The organism is Staphylococcus sp. GDY8P67P (assembly GCF_017892545.1).
Taxonomy (GTDB): domain Bacteria; phylum Bacillota; class Bacilli; order Staphylococcales; family Staphylococcaceae; genus Staphylococcus; species Staphylococcus ureilyticus.
This window is the reverse complement of the sequence record NZ_JAESLH010000004.1, coordinates 98,422-120,371: the sequence shown is the minus strand read 5'-3', so window position 1 is coordinate 120,371 and position 21,950 is coordinate 98,422. Positions and strand designations below refer to the sequence as shown.

Below are 21,950 nucleotides of genomic sequence, written 5' to 3'. Positions count from 1 at the left end.
TTACAATGTACTTCCCCAGTTGTAGATTTATGTATTTGATAAAGTGAGCTGAAGGATAAATTAAATATCTTTAATATTGTATAAAAGCAAAGTATTTATATTTAAAGCTATGTATAACAAGTTTTTCACAAAACAAAATGACCTTAACGGGGACGGGACTATGAGATCGAAATATAAATTTTAGATTTCTAACCCGTCTTTTTTATGTTTTCCATCAAATCAGATGAAATATCATTGTTAAAATAAAATAAAAAGGAGAGGTGAATCGCCATTGATTAAATATTTAAAGTCACTCACAAAATTTAATGCTATGAAAATCGATGTTGCTAAAGGTATTAGACAAGCGATACTAATGTTTTTGCCATTAATGATTGGTTATTTAGTCGATTATTTTTCAATCGGTCTATTAATTTCAACAGGTACGTTAGCACATATTTATGTGTTTGGCGGTACGGCAAAGTCTAAACTTCGTACAGTATTTTTTACTTCAATAGTATTTGCATTATCGATGATGTTAGGCACGTTGACCGTCAATCAACCCATCATATTTGGTATTTTATTATTGATTGTAGCAGTAATACCATATTATGTATTTAGTTCATTAAACATTCCTGGACCATCATCAACTTTTTTTATTGTGGCATTTAGTTTGCCAATTAATTTACCAGTTGCTCCAGATGAAGCATTAATAAGAGGTGTTTCAGTATTTATCGGAGGTTTATTAGCAACATTTGTAGTAATCGTGGTGATTTTACTGTCAAAAGAATCAGCTGAAATTAAATCAATTAAAAATGATTATAATATTATAAAACAATTAGTTTATAATTTTGATGATCCAAAAGCATTTTCAAAAGCATCCCGATTTGCTGTGACTGCTTTTAGAAATACTGATAACCAACTCATCACTGCAAGTTCTGCCAAATCTCAAAAGTCACCACAATTCCAACGTTTAATATTGCTACATAATATTGCACAAGGTATACATTCAGAATTACTGGAATTAAATGAAAAAAATGTACGGCCTTTACCTCAAGATATTAAATTGATGGTAGACTACGTAATCAATTTAGTATATACGCAAGGTAAGACAAATAAAACATGGACTCGCCAAGTTGATATTGATGAAGCTTATCAAAAACTTGTAGATAATATATTCAAAGTTGATGCCATAATGAATGCAAATGATGCACAATTGGAACACGAAGTGGATATACGTGTACCTATTTATGGTCATCGATTAGTTACGAATTTGACAATAGATTCATTTGTCTTTAGAAATACTATACGCTATATCGTTATTATGGCAATTGCGATTTTTATCGCATTGATGTTTGATTTTGACAAAGCATATTGGATTCCACTTAGTACGCATACAGTATTATTAGGTTCAACTACATTACACAGTTTTGAACGTGCTGGATCAAGAGGTATCGGTACGATTATAGGTGTACTTGTACTGTCATTAATACTATTGTCTACACCACCTGTACCTATCGCTATATTACTCCTTGCGGTTGCAGCAGGTATAACAGAAATATTCGTTGGAGCAAATTATTCATTTGCAGTTATATTTATCACAATCCAAGTTATATTATTAAATGGTTTAGCATCGAACCATCTCTCGATTTTAATAGCACTTCCACGAATTATTGATGTGATTGTTGGTATTATTATTGCTGTTGTTTCTTTACTGATCATAGGTAGAAAGACTGCTTCTTCAATGTTACCAGGCACGCTTGCAACAGTAGCTCGTAATGAAGCAGTGTTATTCCATTATTTATTTTCAAGCAACAAATACTCATCGAGAGAGCGAGATAAAAAAGAAATGTTGCATTTAAGTGTTCAACTAAACAATATGAAACAAATATATAATAGTGCGAATGGTGAAGTATTTAGTAATAAAAGGGTTATACAATACTATTATCCTAGTATATATGCACTAGAAGAAATCAGTTTTATGCTGACGAGGGCATTAAGTAATGAAAAACGTTACCATATTAATGATGAAACCATGGGAGAGTATTTGTTAGTATTTGAAAACATTGCTAAACATTTTGAAATCGGTTCTAATATCAATGTTCAAGAAATGGCAACTTTACCACAATACATGCACATTAGAACTTCTTTAATGAGTATTCAACATAATTGTCAAAATGCAAGACAAGCAAATAAATCACCTCATGAATAATACAAAACAAGCCAATGTTACGGTAGTTAATATCCGATGACATTGGCTTGTTTTATATTTAAAATTTAATGAAGTGTTTTGTGAAGTCTTTACAAATATGGAAAAATAACAATGCTCTAATAAGCATTGCTACTTTCCGATATCTAGTTGGAATCTTGTTGTTTTCTAGCTTTTTCTTCTTCTTCTTGTCTTTTTTCCTTTATATCTTCTTGTGCTTTTCTTTGTTGTTGTTCTTGTTGTTGTTGTTCTTTATGCAATTGCTTGTATCGCTGTTTTTGTCTATATCCGTAAGTACTTTCAAGTATGAGTGCTTCATTATTTAGACCAACACCTATTGCACCAGCTACAGTCGAAATTGATGCAGCAAACCAAGCTAAGTTTATGTAAGTTGTTAAACCTGCAGATGTTTTTAATTGTAATGCTTGACCTAAATAATCTGAGGGGAGCACAATTAAACTTGCAATCAAAAAGAGTGAGAACAAAATAAAGTAATAAATAATAACTGAAACAGTTAAAGTCATCGTTGTAGTTAAGTTGTATAAGGTAGTGATTTGCTTATTCGTACTCTCTTTTTTTGATTCCCATAAATTATGTGCAATGATCATCCAAATCATCATACCGAAAATTGCTACAAGCATCATTAATAACAAGCGCCACTCAGAATATACAAAGCTTAAATTCCACATTGTCGTAAAAATGATTCCAAAGGCACCTGTAGTGAAGGCGATTGCCACAACATTACTTAAGCTTTTTAACATGTTAAATGGGTTGTTTGCAAATGTCATACCACTAACAAGACGAAAAATACCTTTAGACTTGGACGATACGTAATATTGCGTATGTTGTGAGGTAGTATTTTCAAAGTAAACAGTTCGTGATTGTAAATTTGATAAAGGAAACTGCGCATTCATCAATGACATAGCGTCATGATTATTGTTAATTTTTTCAGAATGCTTAAATTCATTTATTGCCTTTAGAATAGCCAATATAGAGTTTTGAATTCTTTTTTTGATTGGACGCCATCCATAAGCAGGGATAGAAATTAAACTAGCACCATTTTGTCTATTGATATCAATGGCAACTACTTTTTGTTGTTCAATCATCGGTAGGTCAGTGAGTCCAATTGTAAAATGCCATTGATTATGCTCTTGATAATCAGCAATTTTACTGAAAATTTGTTGGACGCTTTCTGCTGAACCAGTCAAAGGATCAATAATTGTATCGATTTCCCATTTAACTGAATGCTCATATTGCTCACTAAGGATGTGGGGCAAATCAATTTCAAGATTACGAGCTACTTTTTCAGTGACGCCCGGTGCAGCAATAATACCTATTTTAGCCGTTGTTGTGTTCATTTAATCCCTCCTCATGATGTGATTGTTTTTCACCCTTGTAGTAATCAGCTTTTGCATATGCGCTAGAGCTATCTTCATCTTCTTGTTCCAGTGATTTAGATCTATAGTATTGTCTAAAAGAATACGTCACACGTTTAATTTTTTCAGCATTTTCAACAGTGGATCCCATAGCGCCAGCGAGTATACCTAATGACGTAATAAACCAAATTAAGTTAATATAATTTAAAATAGTTGGATGCTCACTGTTTAATGATGTCCAATTTGAAAACAACTCGGGAGGTACAAATAATATTGTACTTAGAGATAACAAGATATATAGTACTATAAAATTTAAAAAGGTGATGGTCAATAAGGTTGTGAAGGTCGTGATGTTATAAATAAAGCGATAAAGTTTTTGTGTATTAGCGCTAGGTCTTTCCCATAATTTATAAGAATAAATTAGCCAACCAACCATGCCTAATACAGATAGTAACATCAGTAAAATATACCGCCAATAACTATAATCAAGACTGATATCCCAAGGTGTAGAAAATATTGCTATATAAGTTCCTGTGGCAAATGAAACAGATATGATTTTTTTAAAATCAAAAATGGCAGACCAAGGTTCATTGGCAAAAGTCATGCCACAAATCAAATGAAGCCAACCTAAAAATGTAGATTTGGCAATGATACGGGATCTATAATTTTCATTATTATCCTTAGGTATGACTTCTTTAAATTGAGTCAATTTAAAATGCTTAAAGTTTAAAGTGTTTTTGTTTCTACCAGAAGAATGTAAATATTCAATAATAAATATTAAGCACTGTCTTAATTTCTCTTTTAACTTAAAGTTTCCCAACGCTGGTAATGATAAAAGTGCTGTTTTAGTATCGAAATCAATATCACATAATGCACTTTTATTTTTAGAAAAATTAGGTAAATCCGTAATACAAATTGTATAATCCCAATTTTTTTGTTGTTTCATATTGGATGCAATATCCAAAACTTTATCCATATGTTCCGCAGTCCCAATCATAGATGCAACGTGTATTTCAAATTGCCATTCCACGCCATTATCTACATGTTTTGTGAAATCTTTTGGGAGCTCTGAATAAATTTTGTTGATTAATTTATGAGGCATGTCAGGAGAAGGGATTAAGCCAATGGATAGATTCATGTTAGTTAAACCTCCTTTTATTTAACACTGATTCTTACGCATCATTCCCTTTCAATTAATGAACAAATCATAGTTGTCTTAAATATTTATATCATTTTTAATGCATTTATTTAGTTTGTTAAAGGAAAAAAGAGGTAAAAGAGAATTAATATAAGTTTGAATATGGAGGTTTTATCACATGCCTTGGACGATGGAAGATTATCCACAAAGTTGGAAAAATATGGAAAACTTGGAAAGAAAAAAAGCGATAGACATTGGAAATGCAATGCTAAAAGATGGATATCAAGAGGACAATGCGATTCCAATCGCTACGAAACAAGCTGAAGATTGGTACAAAAATGCGACTGAAGATGAATTGAAAGCGTTGAAAAATAAAAAAATCACTGTGCATGAACGTGATCAATCTGTAAATCCACAATTAAATCATAAAGATGTTCATGTCTATTATGAGAATAGTGAGTGGAAAATAAAGTCTGATGGTGCGAAACAAGCTACGGATAGCTTCGATAAAAAGGCAGATGCTATGAAGCGAGCACGTAACATTGCAGATAATAGAAGGACTCAAATTATTGAACATAAAATGAACGAATAGTGTGAAAAAACGTGAAGGCGAAGCTGAAAATGTATTTGATTTAGTAGAATAGAGACTTTTGTATGTATAAGTGAAAAAAACAAAACATGTCAATTGAAGTAGTTGGCTTTAGAACAAACAATAGGCTGCTATGGATTTTTATGAGCTCAAACAGCCGAAACTGAAAAATGCCCTTTCACATATCAAGTAATCTCTGACTCGAACCATTCATTGATAAATATTCACTGTATTGTTTCAAGTAGTCTTTAAATTTAGCTATAATGTTTGGAAAGAGATGAATTATTGGAGGTACGATTTATGTACATTGAACGTAAACCAACGTTGAATATGGATGATTTGAAAGAAGAATTTAAAGAGAGTTTATCATATATAAATAATTATGAAGAAGCATTTGAAATGGTCATTGATTTTGTTGCTTTAGAGCAATTATATTCATCCGCACTAAAAGAAATTAGCACTAAACTTGATATTTTAGACGATCATTTTCAACAATTGTATAAACATAATCCGATCCATCACATGGAACGTCGTGTTAAGGAAATGAGAAGTCTGATTAAAAAGTTAGATCGAAAAGGATATCAAATCAACACAGCGTCAGCGAAAGCATATATTTATGATATTGCAGGTATAAGAGTTGTTTGTAATTATATAGATGATATTTATGTTATTGAAGAATTATTGTTAAAACAGGCGGATGTTCAGTTATTAAAACGAAAAGATTATATTATGAATCCAAAAGATAACGGTTATAGAAGTTTGCATATTGTAGTGTCAATACCGGTGTTTTTAGCGAATTCTGTAGAAAAAGTACCAGTAGAAATTCAAATTAGAACAATAGGTATGGATATGTGGGCGAGTTTAGAACATAAAATACGTTACAAAAATAATAAAAATACAGAGGATTATAGAGAAATTTTAAAACAATGTGCCAATGAAATTACAACTGTTGAAAGTAAAATGCAAAATATTCATTCCGAAATTTTTGAGAATTAGAGTCTTAAACAAATATTATGCACTAAAAACGAATGTTACACTTGCTCGTTACGTTAGGTCACCATGTATGATTAACGTCAAGGAGGTTATTTTATGACACTATATCAAACAGGAGAACTAGCAAAGCATTGCAATGTAACAGTAAGAACGATTCAGTATTATGATAAAAAAGGACTCTTACAATCGATGCCATCATCAAGTAATGGTAGACGATTATTTGACGAACAAAGCAAAGTAAATTTAGAAATTATCTTAATATTGAAATCGATAGGTTTTTCATTGAAAGACATAAAAATATTACTAACAGACGACAAAAAGTTACAAGCAGTAAAAGTTATGTTACATCAAAAGAAAACTGAAATTAATGAAGAAATTGAAAAATTGAAACTTACTGCTTATCAAATGAAACAACTGGAAAGCAGTATCAGTGAAGATGCGCAAGCACCTATTGAAAAATTGATTAACACACATAAATATGTCATTCAAAATCAGCGTGGCATGACGTTATACATGCCACTGCTATATAAGCTGAGTCCTGCGATCATAATACAATATACATCTATCATCGCTAGCGTATTATTAAAAAAATGGATGCCTTTTTTATCAACATTACCTATTCTAGTAATTTATGCTGGCATTATGACAAAAGCGATATATCAACGTGTGAGTTATTTATGTCCGAATTGTCAACAAATATTTAAACCTAAATTGTCGACGTGGATGTTTGCTGCACATACACCTAAAACTAGAAAATTACAATGCCCGCATTGTTACCAAACACATCATTGTGTAACAACGTTAAAAACAGGAAGTCATTAAAATGAAAAAATCGGTATGTCGAGTGAAAACTTGATATGCCGATTTTTTATGGAATTTGGAGATGCTCCGTATAATTGCAAGCGCTTGCAATTATACGGAATGTATATTACTATACTTGTATACAAGTATATCGATTGAGTGGAGAGGTGAAGTCGTTTGGAATATATTTATCCAGAACAATGGCTTGAAGGTGTTTCTAAAGGTGAAATGATTGCTTCGGAAATACGTTTAAGAATTGTTGATGGCATGATTACACCAGACACATTGTTAACTGAAAACCAAATTGCCAATGAATTTAATGTGAGTCGTTCTCCAGTAAGAGATGCATTTAAATTATTAAAGCAAGATCAGTTAATTCATTTAGAACGAATGGGTGCCTACGTTTTACCTTTTAATGATAATGAAAAAAAAGAACTGTATGATTTAAGAATTATGCTAGAATCATTTGCTTTTAATAAGATAAAAAAAGATAATCATGAGCAAATTGTTAAAGAAATGCGGAAACAACTAGAAATGATGAGAGTTGCTGTGAAATTTGAAGACGCAGAGGCATTTACAGAACACGATATGAAATTTCATGAAGTGACGATATTAGCTTCTAAACATCAGTATCTAAAAACATTTTGGAACAATTTGAAGCCAGTGATGGAAGCGCTTATCTTGTTATCCATGCGCAAACGTATGACTGAAAATCCGGTTGATTTTGAACGAATTCATCATAATCATGAAGTGTTTATCGATGCGGTTGCAAAGCAAAGTGCAACAAAACTAAGAGAAGCATTTCATTTGAATTTTGATGATGTTGGCGAAGATATAGATAGTTTTTGGATGAAAGAGTAATTGTGAAACAAGAGGTACAATAGGAGGAAAAACTATGAAATACATGATAGGTGTTGATATAGGTACGACAAGTACAAAAGCAGTGCTTTATGATGAAAAAGGGCAGTTTATTATGAAACATAATATTGGCTATCCTTTGCATACACCAAATGTGGAGGTGTCAGAAGAAAATCCTGATGAGTTATTTGATGCAGTATTGATGACGATTAAATATGTTATGAGGGAAGCCAATGTTCATAAAAATGATTTGAAATTAATTTCATTTAGTGCTCAAATGCATAGTTTGATTGCAATGAATGCAAGTCATCAACGATTAACTGAGAATTTGACTTGGGCAGATAATCGTGCGACAAAATATGCAGAAATGATTAAAGACAAATATGACGGTGACGCGATATACAGTAGAACAGGTACGCCTATCCATCCAATGTCACCTCTATCTAAAATATTTTGGATGAAACACGAACAACAAGAAATATATAATCAAACAGCGATGTTTGCAGACATTAAAACATATATTTTTTATCAGTTATTTGAAACCTATGTGATTGATCAATCGATGGCTTCATCTACTGGCATGTTTAACTTAGAGAATTTAGATTGGGATCAAGAAGCATTAGCGTTGTTAGGCATTCATACATCTCAATTGCCTGAAATTGTGCCGACAACACATATATTAAAAGGGATGAAACGTCGTTACGCAACATTAATGGGTATTGACGAAAATACGCCAATTGTTGTAGGTGCTAGTGATGGCGTATTGTCAAATTTAGGCGTAAATGCGTTTAAAAAAGGTGAAGTTGCTGTAACCATTGGAACTTCTGGCGCCATAAGAACAGTAATAGATAAACCACGAACAGATTATAAAGGTAGAATTTTCTGTTATGTTTTGACGGAAGATCATTATGTCATTGGAGGACCAGTGAATAATGGAGGTGTGGTATTACGATGGCTACGTGACGAATTATTGGCGAGTGAAGTGGAAACAGCAAAACGTTTAGGCGTTGACCCATATGATGTACTGACTAAAATTGCTAATCGTGTGAAACCGGGCGCAGATGGGTTGATATTCCATCCATATTTAGCAGGTGAACGTGCACCATTGTGGAATGCAGATGCACGAGGTTCATTCTTTGGCTTAACGCTAGCTCACAAGAAAGAACATATGATTCGAGCAGCGTTAGAAGGCGTTCTTTATAACCTTTATACAGTTTATTTAGCATTAGTCGAAGTAATGAATGAAACACCGTCCACGATAAAAGCAACGGGAGGGTTTGCTAAAAGTGAAGTGTGGCGTCAAATGATGGCAGATATCTTTGATACGAATTTAATCGTCCCAGAGAGTTATGAAAGCTCATGTTTAGGCGCTTGTGTACTTGGCATGAAGGCACTTGGTGAAATTGAAGATTTTTCTATTATTGAAGAAATGGTGGGTACAACAAATCAGCATCGTCCAAATCAAGATAATGTGAATGTTTATCAAAAACTTATTTCAATTTTCATCAATTTAAGTCGCTCATTAGAAGAACGCTATGCTGAAATCGCTACGTTTCAGCGTGAACATGTGGTTGAAGATAAATCGTAGATACGATTTATTGGTACAAACTGAGTGAATGATAAGCTATAAATAAAAATATGTAAATTCCATTTAAGGCTATCATTTCATTCAGTTTAAAAAATTTAAAAATTTAAACATTTAAGTAAGCGTTATCATTGAGAGGGCAAGCCCTTTTGATATTATGAACGATTATGTTAAGTGTTAAAGGGGAGAACAATTATGTTTGAAACAATTTGGCCATTAATTACAGTGGTTATAGGTATCGTTGTATTATTATCATTAATCATTTTCTTGAAGTTAAATACATTTATATCATTAATTATTACATCTATTATCACTGCTATTTTACTCGGAATGCCGTTAGATAAAATTATAGAAACCATTGAAAATGGTATGGGAAGTACTTTAGGACATATTGCTCTAATTTTTGGTTTAGGTGCGATTTTAGGTAAACTATTGGCTGATGGTGGTGGTGCTACACGTATTGCCGATACATTGATTAAAAAGTTTGGACACAAACACGTACAATGGGCAATGTTGATTGCAGCCTTTATTGTAGGTATAGCGCTATTCTTTGAAGTAGGATTAGTACTATTAATACCATTAGTATTTACAATTGCAAAACGCGCGAATGTATCACAATTAAAACTTGGACTTCCTATGGTTGTAGCACTATCTGTGACACATGGATTCTTACCACCACATCCGGGACCAGTTGTAATTGCTAAAGAACTACAAGCTAATTTAGGTCATGTGTTACTTTACGGTATAATTATAGCAATACCTGTTACCATTATTGCAGGGCCATTATTTAATAAAGTGGCACAAAAAATTACGCCAACTGCTTATCAACGCGAAGGTGATATCTCAGCTTTAGGTGCGCAAAAAGAATTTTCAGAGTCTGAAATGCCTGGATTTGGTATCAGTTTACTAACAGCAATTTCACCAGTTATTCTTATGTTACTTTCTACAATTGTTCAGTTAGTGACGGGTAATGAAGAAGCGACAAATGGCTTTGAATCCTTCATTTACTTTATAGGTACTGCTGGTACAGCGATGTTAATTGCCGTTTTGTTTGCAATTATAACAATGGGTGTCAGACAAGGTAGAAAAAATGCTGAAATCATGGATTCTGTATCAAACGCAATCTATCCTATTGGAATGATGATTTTAATTATAGGCGGCGGTGGTACTTTCAAACAGGTACTGATAGATGGTGGTGTTGGTGACACAATAGCTAAAATGTTTGAAGGTACTGAAATGTCTCCTATATTACTAGCATGGGTAGTTGCAGCCGTTTTAAGAATTGCTTTAGGCTCATCTACAGTAGCCGCAATTTCATCAACAGGCATTGTATTGCCATTACTACAATCATCGGACGTGAATGTTGCATTAGTAGTATTAGCAATTGGCGCAGGTAGTGTTATCTTATCTCATGTGAATGACGCAGGCTTTTGGATGTTTAAAGAATATTTTGGTTTAACTGTTAAAGAAACGTTTCTAACTTGGTCATTACTTGAAACGGTTATTTCTGTTTCAGGACTAGTTTTTATTTTTATATTAAGTATCTTTGTATAATAAAATCACATAAAAACACATATAAATGGGTGTGTGTTACGAAATAGAGTCTGGAACATAAAGTTCTTGAACAAGTGAAAAAAGGCAATTTCTATTGAAATCATATAGAAATTGCCTTTTTCAATATTATTTTAATTATAGTTAGGTCATTGATTTACTACTTGGGTTAATATAGGTCCTTATTTTTAAAAATATTTTAATGTGAATTTAGACATAAATAAGTCGTAGTATTGATGAGTAACAATGAATCACACAGATGGACTGAATTAAATCATCTTCATGTTATTTTTCTAGGGTTTATGTTCCAAATGCTATATTGCATGAATTGCTTAGTCTTTTAAGTATTTCAACATAAATTATGGATAAAATGATAAAATTGAGTAATCGTAGAAATTTTAAGTAGTTTAGATGCCAAATATACAATAATCATAGTTATTATAATTGAAATTTTATTTAAGTTGTATATAGTAGACTCAATAAGGGGGTAACATGATGAAAAGAATATTACTGATTGCTAGTGCTTTTATCGGTGTCATCGTTGGTGCTGGATTTGCTTCTGGACAAGAAGTGCTGCAATATTTTACTAGTTTTGGTATTTTGGGCACTTTGGGTGCTATCATTACCACAGCGTTGTTTGCTTATGTTGGGATGATGCTTGTTTGGTTAGGGAGTAAGTTTGATACAGATTCACATAAAGTCGTTATACATAATATTACTGGAAAATCATTATTTGGAAAATTATTGGGATGGATTATTGATTTAGTCATTATCTTTACTTTGTTTGGTGTCGGTGTAGTGATGATTGCAGGTGCTGGGTCAAACTTAAATCAACAATTTGGGGTACCATCGCTCGTTGGTACATTATTAATGACTGTATTAATCATCCTTGCAGGAATGTTAAAGGTTGAAGGTGTAGTTAAAGTTATTGGCAATATTACGCCGTTTTTAATTATTTTTATATTAATTATTTCGATTTATAGTTTCTTAACTACAAATGTACCATTTTCTGAATTAAATACAATTTCAGATGCGAAACCTTCGACATTACCTAATTGGTTTGTTGCAGGTATTAATTATGCTTCATTTAATACAGCAGTAGGTGCTTCAATGGCTATTGTAATGGGTGGAGCAGAAAAAAATTCAAAAGTAGCAGCAATTGGAGGCTTAGTAGGTGGCCTGATATTGGGTGCTATGATTGTCTTAAGTCATTTAGCAATTTTTACACAAATCAATATTGTCGGTAATATGGAAATGCCTATGTTAGGTATTGTGAACCATATATCACCAATTCTAGGTATCATTATGGCAATCGTGATATTTGGTATGATTTTCAATACAGGACTAGGTATGTTTTATGCATTTGCAACACGTTTCACTGTTGTAGATTCTATACGTTTTAAGATATTTTATACTATTACAATCCTTGTAGGACTTTGCTTAAGTTTTGTCGGATTTACGGATCTAGTAGCAATCTTCTATCCATTAATCGGTTATTTAGGTTTGGTGCTTATCTTTGTCTTATTCTATGCGCCGTTTAAATTAAAATTGGGTAAGAAACAATAGACACAGAGTGATTAATAGCCTTACACGCCTAAATATATAAAATTCTAAAAATAAATTAAATATTTTTTATTCATTTGATACTCTATTCCTTAATATTTAGATATAATAAAAATATAAGGAATGGGGTGTTTTTTATGAAGAATGAAACGCTAGAAATATTGCAAATGCATGCTATACAATTGTTGGGTATTCAGTTAGAAGGTTATGATATGGACAACATAAAGGCAATTAGTAACCATATTAAGACACCTTTTATGAATACTACCAAAAAACAATATAGAAATGAGTTAAAACATTTTATTGTGCATATGCAAAGTAATAAAATTTATCACTATAAAAATAGTTTTAATGTAAGCTTTTTGATTTTTAAATTTAAAAAATATAGAAAAATATATATTATTGGACCTTATATGGATAAACGACCCAATGAGCGCCAATGTAATGAAATGTTACTAAATTTAAATATTAAAATTTCTAAGCTGCCTACACTGAAACAATATCTACTTAAAATACCAATATGTCATCATGTTAAAGCACAAAAAATGTGTCGTTTAGCAATTCGTTTTTTGAAGAAAAGAAATATTGTCTATGAAACGGTAGAAATTGACTTCAGTTTTCATGCAAATGAAACATTTTTAGCTGATTCTAAGCTTCAAAGTGATTACACATTACAAGAAATAGAATATAGATATAATTTAGAAAATCAATTGTTGACTGCAGTAGAAAACGGAAATGTCGAAGAAGCATTAACGATTTTAAAAAAGATGAGTTTGTCTGTGACTGGTTTACGACGAGTGAAGGATGATCTATCAAATGAACAATATAAAGCATATTTGATCAATACTTTATGCCGTAAAGCTGGTGAAAAAGCGGGTGTAAGTCTTATACATATCGATGAAATATCTGCTCGATATGCTGCAATGATTGATCGGACATTGGATGTAGAAGTATTGGAAGAATTAACGTATGCAATTGTAAAGGAATATGCAGAAAGGGCTATGAAAATTAAAGCGAATGCCTTTAGCCCTAAAGTAAGTAAAGTGATTCAATATATTGAAAGAAACTTAGATAGTAATTTAACTTTAGAAGAATTAGCGAATTATGTAAATTTGGCACCTAGTTATCTATCAAGAATTTTTAATCAGGAATGTCATCAATCTTTATCACAATTTATTACAGCACTAAGAATAAAAAAAGGGCGTGACTTAATAGCGCGGACAAAAATGACTGTTGCCGAAGTGGCAAAATATGTTGGTTTTAAGGAACAAAGTTATTTCGCACAATGTTTTAAAAAGCAATATGGCAAGACACCATTGAAATATCGGACAGAACATAAAGAATTTTATTAGTAGATATAATGAAAAATCAGAAAATTAAATATTCAATAAAAAAATTGTAAAAAAAATTAGGAAAATATCAAAAAAATCATAATTATCTCTGAAAATAATTAAAATAGTACCAATTCACATTAAACTTAGAGCTAATTTAATATTTTCCGCGCAATTGTATGTAATAAAGTATAGTATCAATTTGGATTGGCGTTATTACAGACTTTAGCAATAGTTGAAAAAAATAGCATAGATGGATAAGTAAGACACAATTTTAACAACGTTGTTATTTTTTATTGACTGTTGTCATTATAAAAATATAATAAAAGTAAGAGCTCTATCAAAAAGTGTTAAGGGTGTATGCACGTGAAAATAATAAGCGTATCTATTCTAGAGGGTTAAAAATTTTTATGTACGTAAGAAAACGCTTTCAATTCTGTGGGGGAAGTTATGATTGATGGCCACATTCAATAAAACAGACTATGAAACTGCAAAGATGAGGTGCACAAATGTTGTTTCGATAGTGGAAAGAGGTAATCCTTATGGTTACAGCCAGATTAAAACCGGCAAATAAGAAATTGAAAAAATTTAACGAAATTGAATCACCGAAATTAAAATTCAAAGAAAAACTAGCTTATGGATTTGGGGATTTAGGAAACGGATTAATGTTTGATATGGGGCAAATTTATTTACTGCTTTTTTATACAGATATTTTGGGAATTCCGTCTGCCGTTGGTGGTCTCGTATTTTTAGTTGCTAAATTTTTCGATGCATTTGTAGACACGGGTGTAGGAACTCTTGTCGATAATCAGAAGAATTTTTCAAAGCGAGGAAAATTTAGACCATTTATTTTATATGGGAGCGTTCCTTTAGCAATATTGACTGTTTTAACTTTTATTTCTCCTGATATCAGTGAAACAGGTAAAATTATATGGGCATTTGGAACATATTTACTATTCAATGCTGCTTATTCTGTTGTGAATATACCTTATGGTTCATTGTCTGCCTCAATGACGATTAATGCGGATGATCGAACACAATTATCAGTGTTTCGTAATTTAGGGTCACAAGGTGCCATGTTTATTTCAGGCATTGTTATTATTCCGTTAGTAAGTCTATTTCCGAATCATGCGATTGGTTATCCGATTGCAGTAGGAATACTTGCAATTGCAGGTGTGACACTACATATGTTGTGTTATAAGGGGGTTAAAGAGCGTCATACAATTGAACGTCCGCAAGTAAAAGGTTTAGGGCGTAAAGCGTTTTTTAATTTACTGAAAAATAGACCATTTATAATTTTAGCAATTTATACATTGCTAACGATTACTGCTTTATTTTTACAACAAGGTGCGCAACTATATTATTACAAAAATGTACTTGGTTTTGATAATTTAATAGGAATTGTAAGTACATTGAATTTTATTGTTTTAATACCAGCATTATTCCTAACTACTTTCTTAAGTAAAAAAGTAGGTAAAAAAATGACAGCAGTCATAGGCGTAAGTGGTTTTATTATTTTCCAAATTGTGAACTTTTCGTTATTTTCAGAGCAAATTGTACTTTTCTTAATATTTAACACGATTGCACAATTATTCTTAGTTATTCCAAATACGGTGACATGGGCGTTTATAGCTGATGTTGTAGAATACGGACAATGGCAATCAGGACTTAGATCTGAAGGTATTATTTATGCAAGTTATAGTTTTACTAGAAAAATTTCACAAGGCTTAGCAGGTTTTATACCAGGTATGGCATTAACAATTATTGGTTATGTACCTAATGCGGCACAAAATCCTGATACAATATTCGGTTTAAAAATATTATTCTTTGTGGTACCCGCGGTCATTTGTTTAGTTGCAGTGATACTTTTCTTCATTGCATACCCATTAACAGATCAGAAACATAAACAAATTGTTAAAGAACTAGCACTTAGAGAGGAATTATAACTATTTTGTATTTAATTTTATGAGAGGAGCATTTATATGCTATATCCAGTAACAAATGAACAGAGAAGTATCATAGACTTAAATGGTGTTTGGCAGTTTAAATTAGAAGAGAACTATGATCAAATAGATGTAACGAAACCTTTGGACACTGATTTAGTTATGGCAGTACCTGGTTCATATAATGATCAAGGCGTGACTGCAAACATACGTAATCATGTAGGAAACGTTTGGTATGAAAGAATGTTTACGATACCTAACGTACTATCAGATGAACGTATTGTGTTGAGATTTGGTTCAGCTACACATAAAGCAACTGTTTATATCGATGGTCAAGAAGTCACATCACATCAAGGAGGATTTCTACCATTTGAAGTGGAATTAAATCAAAAATTCTCTACAGGAAAACATCGTTTAACGGTTTGTGTAAATAATATATTAGACGAAACGACTTTACCTGTTGGTAATTATAGCGAAACCACAGACAAAGATGGTAATTTGATTAAAAGAAATAAACCTAATTTTGACTTTTTCAATTATGCTGGTTTGCATAGACCCGTTAAAATTTATACAACACCACAAACATTTATAAAAGATATTGAAATTGTTCCAGAAGTTAAAAATAATGTGGCAGATATAAATTATAATGTTTCCATCAATGAACCAGTGGATGATATCTTAATTAAATTGATAGATGAAGCGGGAAAGGTTGTAGCAGAAACGACTGGTGCACAGGGTTCTATCAAGGTTGAACAGCCGCATTTATGGCAACCTTTGAATGCTTACTTATATCATTTAGAAGTAACGTTAGTAGATAATAACCAAGCTGTAGATAGTTATACTGAGCGTTTTGGTATACGATCTGTGGAAGTAAAACAGGGGCAATTTTTAATCAATGATCAACCGTTTTATTTTAAAGGATTTGGTAAGCATGAAGATACCTATTATAATGGCCGAGGATTAAATGAAGTAACAAACGTTATGGATTTCAATCTGATTAAATGGATTGGCGGTAACTCATTTAGAACGTCACACTATCCTTATTCTGAAGAAATGATGCGATTGGCAGATGAACAAGGTATTGTTGTCATAGATGAAACAACTGCTGTCGGCGTGCATTTAAACTTTAGCACTGTATTATATGGTGTGTCTACAAGAGATACATTTAAAGAAATTGGAACGAAAAAAGCACACGAATCTGTTATCAAAGATTTGATTGATAGAGATAAAAACCATGCATGTGTAGTAATGTGGTCAATAGCTAATGAACCAGCTTCAACTGAAGAAGGCGCAAAAGAATATTTTGAGCCCTTGGTCAACTTAGCACGTTCTTGCGATCCACAAAACAGACCTGTAACAATCGTAACCATTTTAATGTCACAGCCGGATAATTGCCAAGTTCAAGATTTAGTAGATGTATTATGTCTGAACAGATATTACGGATGGTATACACAAACAGGAGATTTGGAAGCTGCTAAAGAAGCTTTAAGAACTGAGTTAGATGGTTGGAGTGAAAAACAACCGCATAAGCCAATTATGTTTACAGAATATGGTGCGGACACAGTAGCAGGATTACATTCACTAAATGATGAATTATTTACGGAAGAGTACCAAATTCGTTATTATGAAGCAAATCATGAAGTCATTGATCAATATCCACAATTTATTGGTGAACATACATGGAATTTTGCAGATTTTGAAACATCTGCAGATATTATCCGTGTCCAAGGAAACAAAAAAGGAATATTCACGCGTGAACGTCGCCCTAAAGCAGTTGCACATTATTTCAAGAAACGTTGGGAAAACATACCTAACTTTGGCTATAAATCATAAACAACTAAATACAATTATAAGTATATTCACCCTGAAGCCTATAACAAGCTTTAGGGTTATTTTGGTTTTATAGAAAAAGGGGTATCAAATTGAATAATATGATTTAATGGCATTATATATAATAAAATGTATTTTGTATGTTTAGTAAGTTTTAGTATAAATTAGCTTGTTTAGCTTTATGATCGTTATATAAGGAGACAAAAGAGTACTGTGTTGACGCTGTAGATAATGAAATACGTGAATGTGTACAGTTCGAACAAACATACTCTAGCTATACCCATACGAAAGTATTTCGATATAAAAAGGACTAATCTCATTTTAATGTGAGAGATTAGTCCTTAATTTAAGCATAGGTATTATATCCTAAGCATGATATTATAACTCGCTTTTTTATAATTTTGCTTGCCATTTTTCTGTCCATACTAAGTCATTATATTGACCTTTAAATTCACTTTCTCCCATGATCTTATCAATGGTTTGTTTAATATTTTCTCTGTTGGAATGATAAGCATTTATATAAGCTTTAACCATTGTTGCATCATGCAGGTGAGTCGTGAAATTGGTAGAAATAAACACGGTTGGTACTTCATGTACATACCACGGTATTTCATTGCTCATGGCTGTACCCCATTTAATGCGATAGTTATTTTCAGCAGCATAGCCGATAATATTTGCAAATACTAACGCAGCGTCTACTTTTTCACGATATTCTAATGTTTTACCTTTAATACGTGTTGAACCATCATTTAATGTCACATTAAATCCACGAGATTCGAGTTCTTTTATAATATCATCTGTGACGTTATTCGCTGATTTATAGATGCCATCTTTTTCGCCTTCGATCACATAAAGCATAATATTTTTATGTGTTTCAGGTCGGATAGGTAATTGATTTAAAGTGTTTTTTACAAGTGTTATGCCTAAATCAGCTGCTTCTGCGCGCATTTCTAAATGTTCTGTACAACCGATAATATCTAATGCTTCTTGAGGTTGAATGATTGAACCGTCTTCTTGTTTCATGTGAAGATTGAGTTGTGCTTTTAAACCTAAGATACGTCTTACGGCATCATTTAATCTCTCTTCTGTGATGACCCCGCTTTTATAACCATTGAGCATAAATTGGTAATCTTCTTCCAAATCATTGAAGAACAAGAACATATCACAACCAGCTGCAATGGCTAATGGAACATAATCTTCGCGACGCATAGAAGCAGTCATACCTAACATATGGCTAGCATCAGTAACGACTAAACCATTAAATTTCATATCATCTTTTAGTAAATCAGTAATTAGTTCAGAAGAAAGAGTTGCAGGTAAAATGTCTTTATCTTCGAGACTTGGATTTAATTTTTTTGAATAAGCAGGTTGTGCAATATGTCCTGCCATTATCATCTGTACACCGCGATCAATGTGATGTTGATAAACTTTTCGGAAGCTGTCGTCCCATTCATCGGTAGATAGTTCATTTACTCCAAGCACCAAGTGCTGGTCACGCTCTTCCGTACCGTCTCCAGGGAAGTGTTTGATACATGTAATCATATCGCGTTCAGCATTAAAGCCGTCAATAAATGCACTTGAATATTTAATAACTGTTTCAGCATCTGTGCCATATGCACGTGTATTAACGATTGTATTGCGCCAATTCTTAAGTATGTCTACACAGGGATCGAAATTAATGTGTACACCAAGTGCTGAGGATTCACGTGCTGAAACGAGACCAGCATTATATGAAACTTTTGTATCTTGGGCAGCTTCACATTGAGCAGCACTTGCGATATATGTACCATCTTTACATGCACCATTTCCTCCTGAATCACAGTTTGCTGCTACAAGTACTGGAACTTTCGTATGCCTTTGTAAATCATTGAGTAAGTTTTGAACTTCTTCTTTGTTTCCACCTTCATATCGAGCGCCACCAATGTGATAACGTTCAAGTATATCTTTATTAGTTAAGTCTGCGTCAAAAAATTTTTTGCCACCTTCTAAAGAAAATAAGTTAAAAAATAATTGACCAATTTTTTCTTCGTCTGTTAATGTACCAAGTGTTTCTTCTACCCATGCTATTTGATTGTCATTTAAATGATAGGGTGATGCTGTCAAATCTACTTTAACCATAGTGTTAGTTCTCTCCTTCAAAATTATTAAAAAATATTTGTTTTAAAGTGTCATGTGTGTATTGGTTGAAATGACCATCTTTAAACAATTTTAAATATTTATTGTTAAAGTCTAGCCACGATTGATCTTCATGACCTGCTAGTATTGGATAAAAGTACATACCATGAGATTCTGCTGCTTCTAAGTCTCCTTTGGCATCTCCTAACATGATGATGTCTTCTAAGTTGTAATATTGTTTTAAGTGCGCTAAACAGTGCTCTTTTGTACCTGCTTCTTGTGCAAACATGCCACTTAAATAGTCTGTTAATTTGTATGTTTCCCACTCATATTCTACTGCCGCTAAATTTGCTGATGACACAATTGCGATATCGGCAAAAGTTGAAGCATTTTGTAGAGACGTTTGTACGTTTTTAAATGGTCCAATACTTGGTAAGGTTTTGATAATTGCATTAACACGGTGGGACCATGATAATGCTTTTTGTAATCCATTTTGTTGCGGATTGTTTGATATAGCTTTTTCGAGTGCTGGATTAGAGAAAGCATCTGTTGTTTGCACCCACTGCTTAATATGCTCGTATCCCTCAATATGAATCCCTTGTTCAACAAGTTCACTTAACATGCGTTCTAATCCTTTAAAGCGATTAATACCTCTAGTGATTTCATATAAATTTATATCATTCCAGCGCTTTAATAGTTTGGACTCTATATTTTCTAAATCCCATTCTTCAACAATAGCTGGTCCAAATGCCCGCTCATGCTTGATAGTCATAGAATCGATGGCACATCCGTCAGAATCAACACAAATTAATTTTTTAAACCTAGGTTTGTAATGTGATAAAGAATCAATCATTTAATCTGTTCCTCTCAAGTTAAAATATGTGCTTTATCATATACCATTGCCTTACTTTTAAAATACTATTGGAAGCAAAACTCAAGGATATAATAAAGCGCTTTCTTTATAATATTAAAGTTAGCATTCATAATAGAAAAAAACTAGCGCATTTCGTGTAACTTTGTGAGTATAATCACAAAGTAGATGTTTTATGTCATTTTATTACTAAAATAGTTATTTTATTAATAAAAATATTGGCTATTTGAGAGAAGTACGTGATCAAAGGTGCGTACATTTTATTTTTGATCTATCTCATCTATGGCATCCATTTTGTAAATAAAACATCAATATGCTACATAGATACTAATGATTGCTCAAATTGTTAACAAAATATAATGAATCTTACTATGAAAGGGTTACGTAGTCATCGATTGACGAAAAGTAGATAAAAATTACAATGAAATAAAATGGATTGGAAAGGACAGACGCTAATGGATAAATTGCTGACTTTGGAACAATTACACCGAAACTACTTGGTAGGAGTAGTTAAGGGATCTACTTGTGATGATGCTATATTGAAAAGTGAAAAAATGATTGAGGGTGGTATGAAAAATATTGAAATAACATCTAACACGCCCTATGCAGAATTGGCCATAAAAGCGTTAACCCAAAAATTTGGTAAATCAATTATCATTGGTGCAGGTTCAGTTCAAAATGTTGTAACCGCACGTGTAGCGATTATAAATGGTGCTCGCTATATAGCAACGTCGCATTTAGACGTTCAAATAGCGCATATTTGTAATGTATACCAAATACCTTACATGCCAAGATGTGGTTCGAAAGATGAAGTAACTAAAGCGATACAGTATGAAGTACCAGTGATTAAGTTGTATCCTGCAAATATATTAGGTGTACCTTTTTTGAAAAATATTCGTGAAATCTTCCCCAATATACATATGATACCTTATGGCGGCATGTCATTAGAAAATATGGAGCAGTGGTACAAAAGTGGTGCCTATGCTATCGGTATTGGTAATGCATTAACTAAAGGGACACAAAAAAACCACTTAGATATGATTATTCATCAAACACATGCATTTGTAGAAAAATTAAATTCAGTGCGTTTGAGCTAAATGATTAGCTAAAATATGACAGCAATTTATCTAATGGTATAACTAACGCTTCGTGATTAAGCGCAATATTAACGAAATAGGTACTATAAATGGAATTTTATCGTTAACCTATGATGCGTATTTT

At 32.5% G+C, this 21,950-nt stretch carries 16 protein-coding genes; 12 read left to right on the top strand and 4 right to left on the bottom strand.

The genetic code is table 11. The annotated features are described in order from the left end of the window. Nucleotides 1-271 precede the first annotated feature (271 nt). The gene (locus KA833_RS00665) at nt 272-2,188 is read left to right on the top strand and encodes an FUSC family protein (RefSeq protein ID WP_210128213.1); all 1,917 of its coding nucleotides are present in this window, start codon (nt 272-274) and stop codon (nt 2,186-2,188) included. A gap of 143 nt (nt 2,189-2,331) precedes the next feature. Here KA833_RS00665 and KA833_RS00660 read toward each other — a convergent pair whose 3' ends face one another. Continuing rightward, the gene (locus KA833_RS00660; protein ID WP_210128214.1) at nt 2,332-3,543 is read right to left on the bottom strand and encodes a 5,10-methylene-tetrahydrofolate dehydrogenase; all 1,212 of its coding nucleotides are present in this window, start codon (nt 3,541-3,543) and stop codon (nt 2,332-2,334) included. Continuing rightward, a complete protein-coding gene (locus KA833_RS00655; protein WP_019470069.1) occupies nt 3,524-4,699 on the bottom strand; it encodes a hypothetical protein in 1,176 nt (391 codons plus the stop codon). Before KA833_RS00655 ends, KA833_RS00660 begins: the two co-directional genes overlap by 20 nt. Nucleotides 4,700-4,877: 178 nt before the next feature. Here KA833_RS00655 and KA833_RS00650 point away from each other — a divergent pair, with 178 nt between their 5' ends. From KA833_RS00650 to uidA, 10 genes are all read left to right on the top strand, one after another. Beyond that, nucleotides 4,878-5,291, top strand: a complete 414-nt coding sequence (locus tag KA833_RS00650) for a DUF2188 domain-containing protein (protein ID WP_019470070.1) — start codon at nt 4,878-4,880, stop codon at nt 5,289-5,291. 297 nt (nt 5,292-5,588) lie between these two features. Further along, nucleotides 5,589-6,284 carry a GTP pyrophosphokinase gene (locus tag KA833_RS00645; RefSeq protein WP_064209284.1) on the top strand — a complete coding sequence of 232 codons (696 nt, stop codon included), beginning with the start codon at nt 5,589-5,591 and terminating at the stop codon, nt 6,282-6,284. A gap of 93 nt (nt 6,285-6,377) precedes the next feature. Further along, entirely contained in the window at nt 6,378-7,103 is a 726-nt protein-coding gene (locus KA833_RS00640) for a MerR family transcriptional regulator (RefSeq protein WP_064209285.1), read from the top strand. 156 nt (nt 7,104-7,259) lie between these two features. Beyond that, a complete protein-coding gene (locus KA833_RS00635; RefSeq protein WP_019470073.1) occupies nt 7,260-7,943 on the top strand; it encodes a GntR family transcriptional regulator in 684 nt (227 codons plus the stop codon). Nucleotides 7,944-7,977: 34 nt separating this feature from the next. Next, complete coding sequence (gntK, locus tag KA833_RS00630; protein ID WP_210128215.1) at nt 7,978-9,528, top strand: gluconokinase; 1,551 nt, start codon at nt 7,978-7,980, stop codon at nt 9,526-9,528. A 192-nt stretch (nt 9,529-9,720) separates the two neighbouring features. Further along, entirely contained in the window at nt 9,721-11,079 is a 1,359-nt protein-coding gene (locus tag KA833_RS00625; RefSeq protein WP_019470075.1) for a gluconate:H+ symporter, read from the top strand. A 492-nt stretch (nt 11,080-11,571) separates the two neighbouring features. Next, on the top strand, nt 11,572-12,642 hold the full coding sequence (locus KA833_RS00620) for a YkvI family membrane protein (RefSeq protein WP_019470076.1): 1,071 nt from the start codon (nt 11,572-11,574) through the stop codon (nt 12,640-12,642). A 134-nt stretch (nt 12,643-12,776) separates the two neighbouring features. Beyond that, nucleotides 12,777-13,991 carry a helix-turn-helix domain-containing protein gene (locus KA833_RS00615; protein WP_070037403.1) on the top strand — a complete coding sequence of 405 codons (1,215 nt, stop codon included), beginning with the start codon at nt 12,777-12,779 and terminating at the stop codon, nt 13,989-13,991. Nucleotides 13,992-14,512: 521 nt separating this feature from the next. Next, complete coding sequence (locus KA833_RS00610) at nt 14,513-15,916, top strand: MFS transporter (RefSeq protein ID WP_210128216.1); 1,404 nt, start codon at nt 14,513-14,515, stop codon at nt 15,914-15,916. A 36-nt stretch (nt 15,917-15,952) separates the two neighbouring features. Continuing rightward, nucleotides 15,953-17,746, top strand: coding sequence for a beta-glucuronidase (uidA, locus tag KA833_RS00605; RefSeq protein WP_046206795.1), 1,794 nt, complete (start codon nt 15,953-15,955; stop codon nt 17,744-17,746). A 390-nt stretch (nt 17,747-18,136) separates the two neighbouring features. Here the strand turns inward: uidA and KA833_RS00600 are convergent, their stop codons facing one another. Together KA833_RS00600 and KA833_RS00595 are read right to left on the bottom strand one after the other, a co-directional pair. Continuing rightward, on the bottom strand, nt 18,137-19,861 hold the full coding sequence (locus KA833_RS00600; protein ID WP_046206796.1) for a glycoside hydrolase family 3 protein: 1,725 nt from the start codon (nt 19,859-19,861) through the stop codon (nt 18,137-18,139). Between the two features lie 4 nt (nt 19,862-19,865). Beyond that, complete coding sequence (locus KA833_RS00595) at nt 19,866-20,711, bottom strand: HAD hydrolase-like protein (RefSeq protein ID WP_064209288.1); 846 nt, start codon at nt 20,709-20,711, stop codon at nt 19,866-19,868. A 473-nt stretch (nt 20,712-21,184) separates the two neighbouring features. On the opposite strand from KA833_RS00595, the gene KA833_RS00590 reads away from it, so the two are divergent. Then, nucleotides 21,185-21,826: a beta/alpha barrel domain-containing protein gene (locus tag KA833_RS00590; RefSeq protein ID WP_019470082.1), complete on the top strand. Its 642-nt coding sequence runs from the start codon at nt 21,185-21,187 to the stop codon at nt 21,824-21,826. The last annotated feature ends 124 nt before the right edge of the window (nt 21,827-21,950 follow it).

Bases quoted from the DNA above. Each gene is read 5' to 3' on its own strand.
- KA833_RS00660 (WP_210128214.1), bottom strand. From the start codon at position 3,543: ATGAACACAACAACGGCTAAAATAGGTATTATTGCTGCACCGGGCGTC.
- KA833_RS00655 (WP_019470069.1), bottom strand. From the start codon at position 4,699: ATGAATCTATCCATTGGCTTAATCCCTTCTCCTGACATGCCTCATAAA.
- KA833_RS00650 (WP_019470070.1), top strand. From the start codon at position 4,878: ATGCCTTGGACGATGGAAGATTATCCACAAAGTTGGAAAAATATGGAA.
- KA833_RS00645 (WP_064209284.1), top strand. From the start codon at position 5,589: ATGTACATTGAACGTAAACCAACGTTGAATATGGATGATTTGAAAGAA.
- KA833_RS00640 (WP_064209285.1), top strand. From the start codon at position 6,378: ATGACACTATATCAAACAGGAGAACTAGCAAAGCATTGCAATGTAACA.
- gntK (WP_210128215.1), top strand. From the start codon at position 7,978: ATGAAATACATGATAGGTGTTGATATAGGTACGACAAGTACAAAAGCA.
- KA833_RS00625 (WP_019470075.1), top strand. From the start codon at position 9,721: ATGTTTGAAACAATTTGGCCATTAATTACAGTGGTTATAGGTATCGTT.
- KA833_RS00620 (WP_019470076.1), top strand. From the start codon at position 11,572: ATGAAAAGAATATTACTGATTGCTAGTGCTTTTATCGGTGTCATCGTT.
- KA833_RS00615 (WP_070037403.1), top strand. From the start codon at position 12,777: ATGAAGAATGAAACGCTAGAAATATTGCAAATGCATGCTATACAATTG.
- KA833_RS00610 (WP_210128216.1), top strand. From the start codon at position 14,513: ATGGTTACAGCCAGATTAAAACCGGCAAATAAGAAATTGAAAAAATTT.
- uidA (WP_046206795.1), top strand. From the start codon at position 15,953: ATGCTATATCCAGTAACAAATGAACAGAGAAGTATCATAGACTTAAAT.
- KA833_RS00600 (WP_046206796.1), bottom strand. From the start codon at position 19,861: ATGGTTAAAGTAGATTTGACAGCATCACCCTATCATTTAAATGACAAT.
- KA833_RS00595 (WP_064209288.1), bottom strand. From the start codon at position 20,711: ATGATTGATTCTTTATCACATTACAAACCTAGGTTTAAAAAATTAATT.
- KA833_RS00590 (WP_019470082.1), top strand. From the start codon at position 21,185: ATGGATAAATTGCTGACTTTGGAACAATTACACCGAAACTACTTGGTA.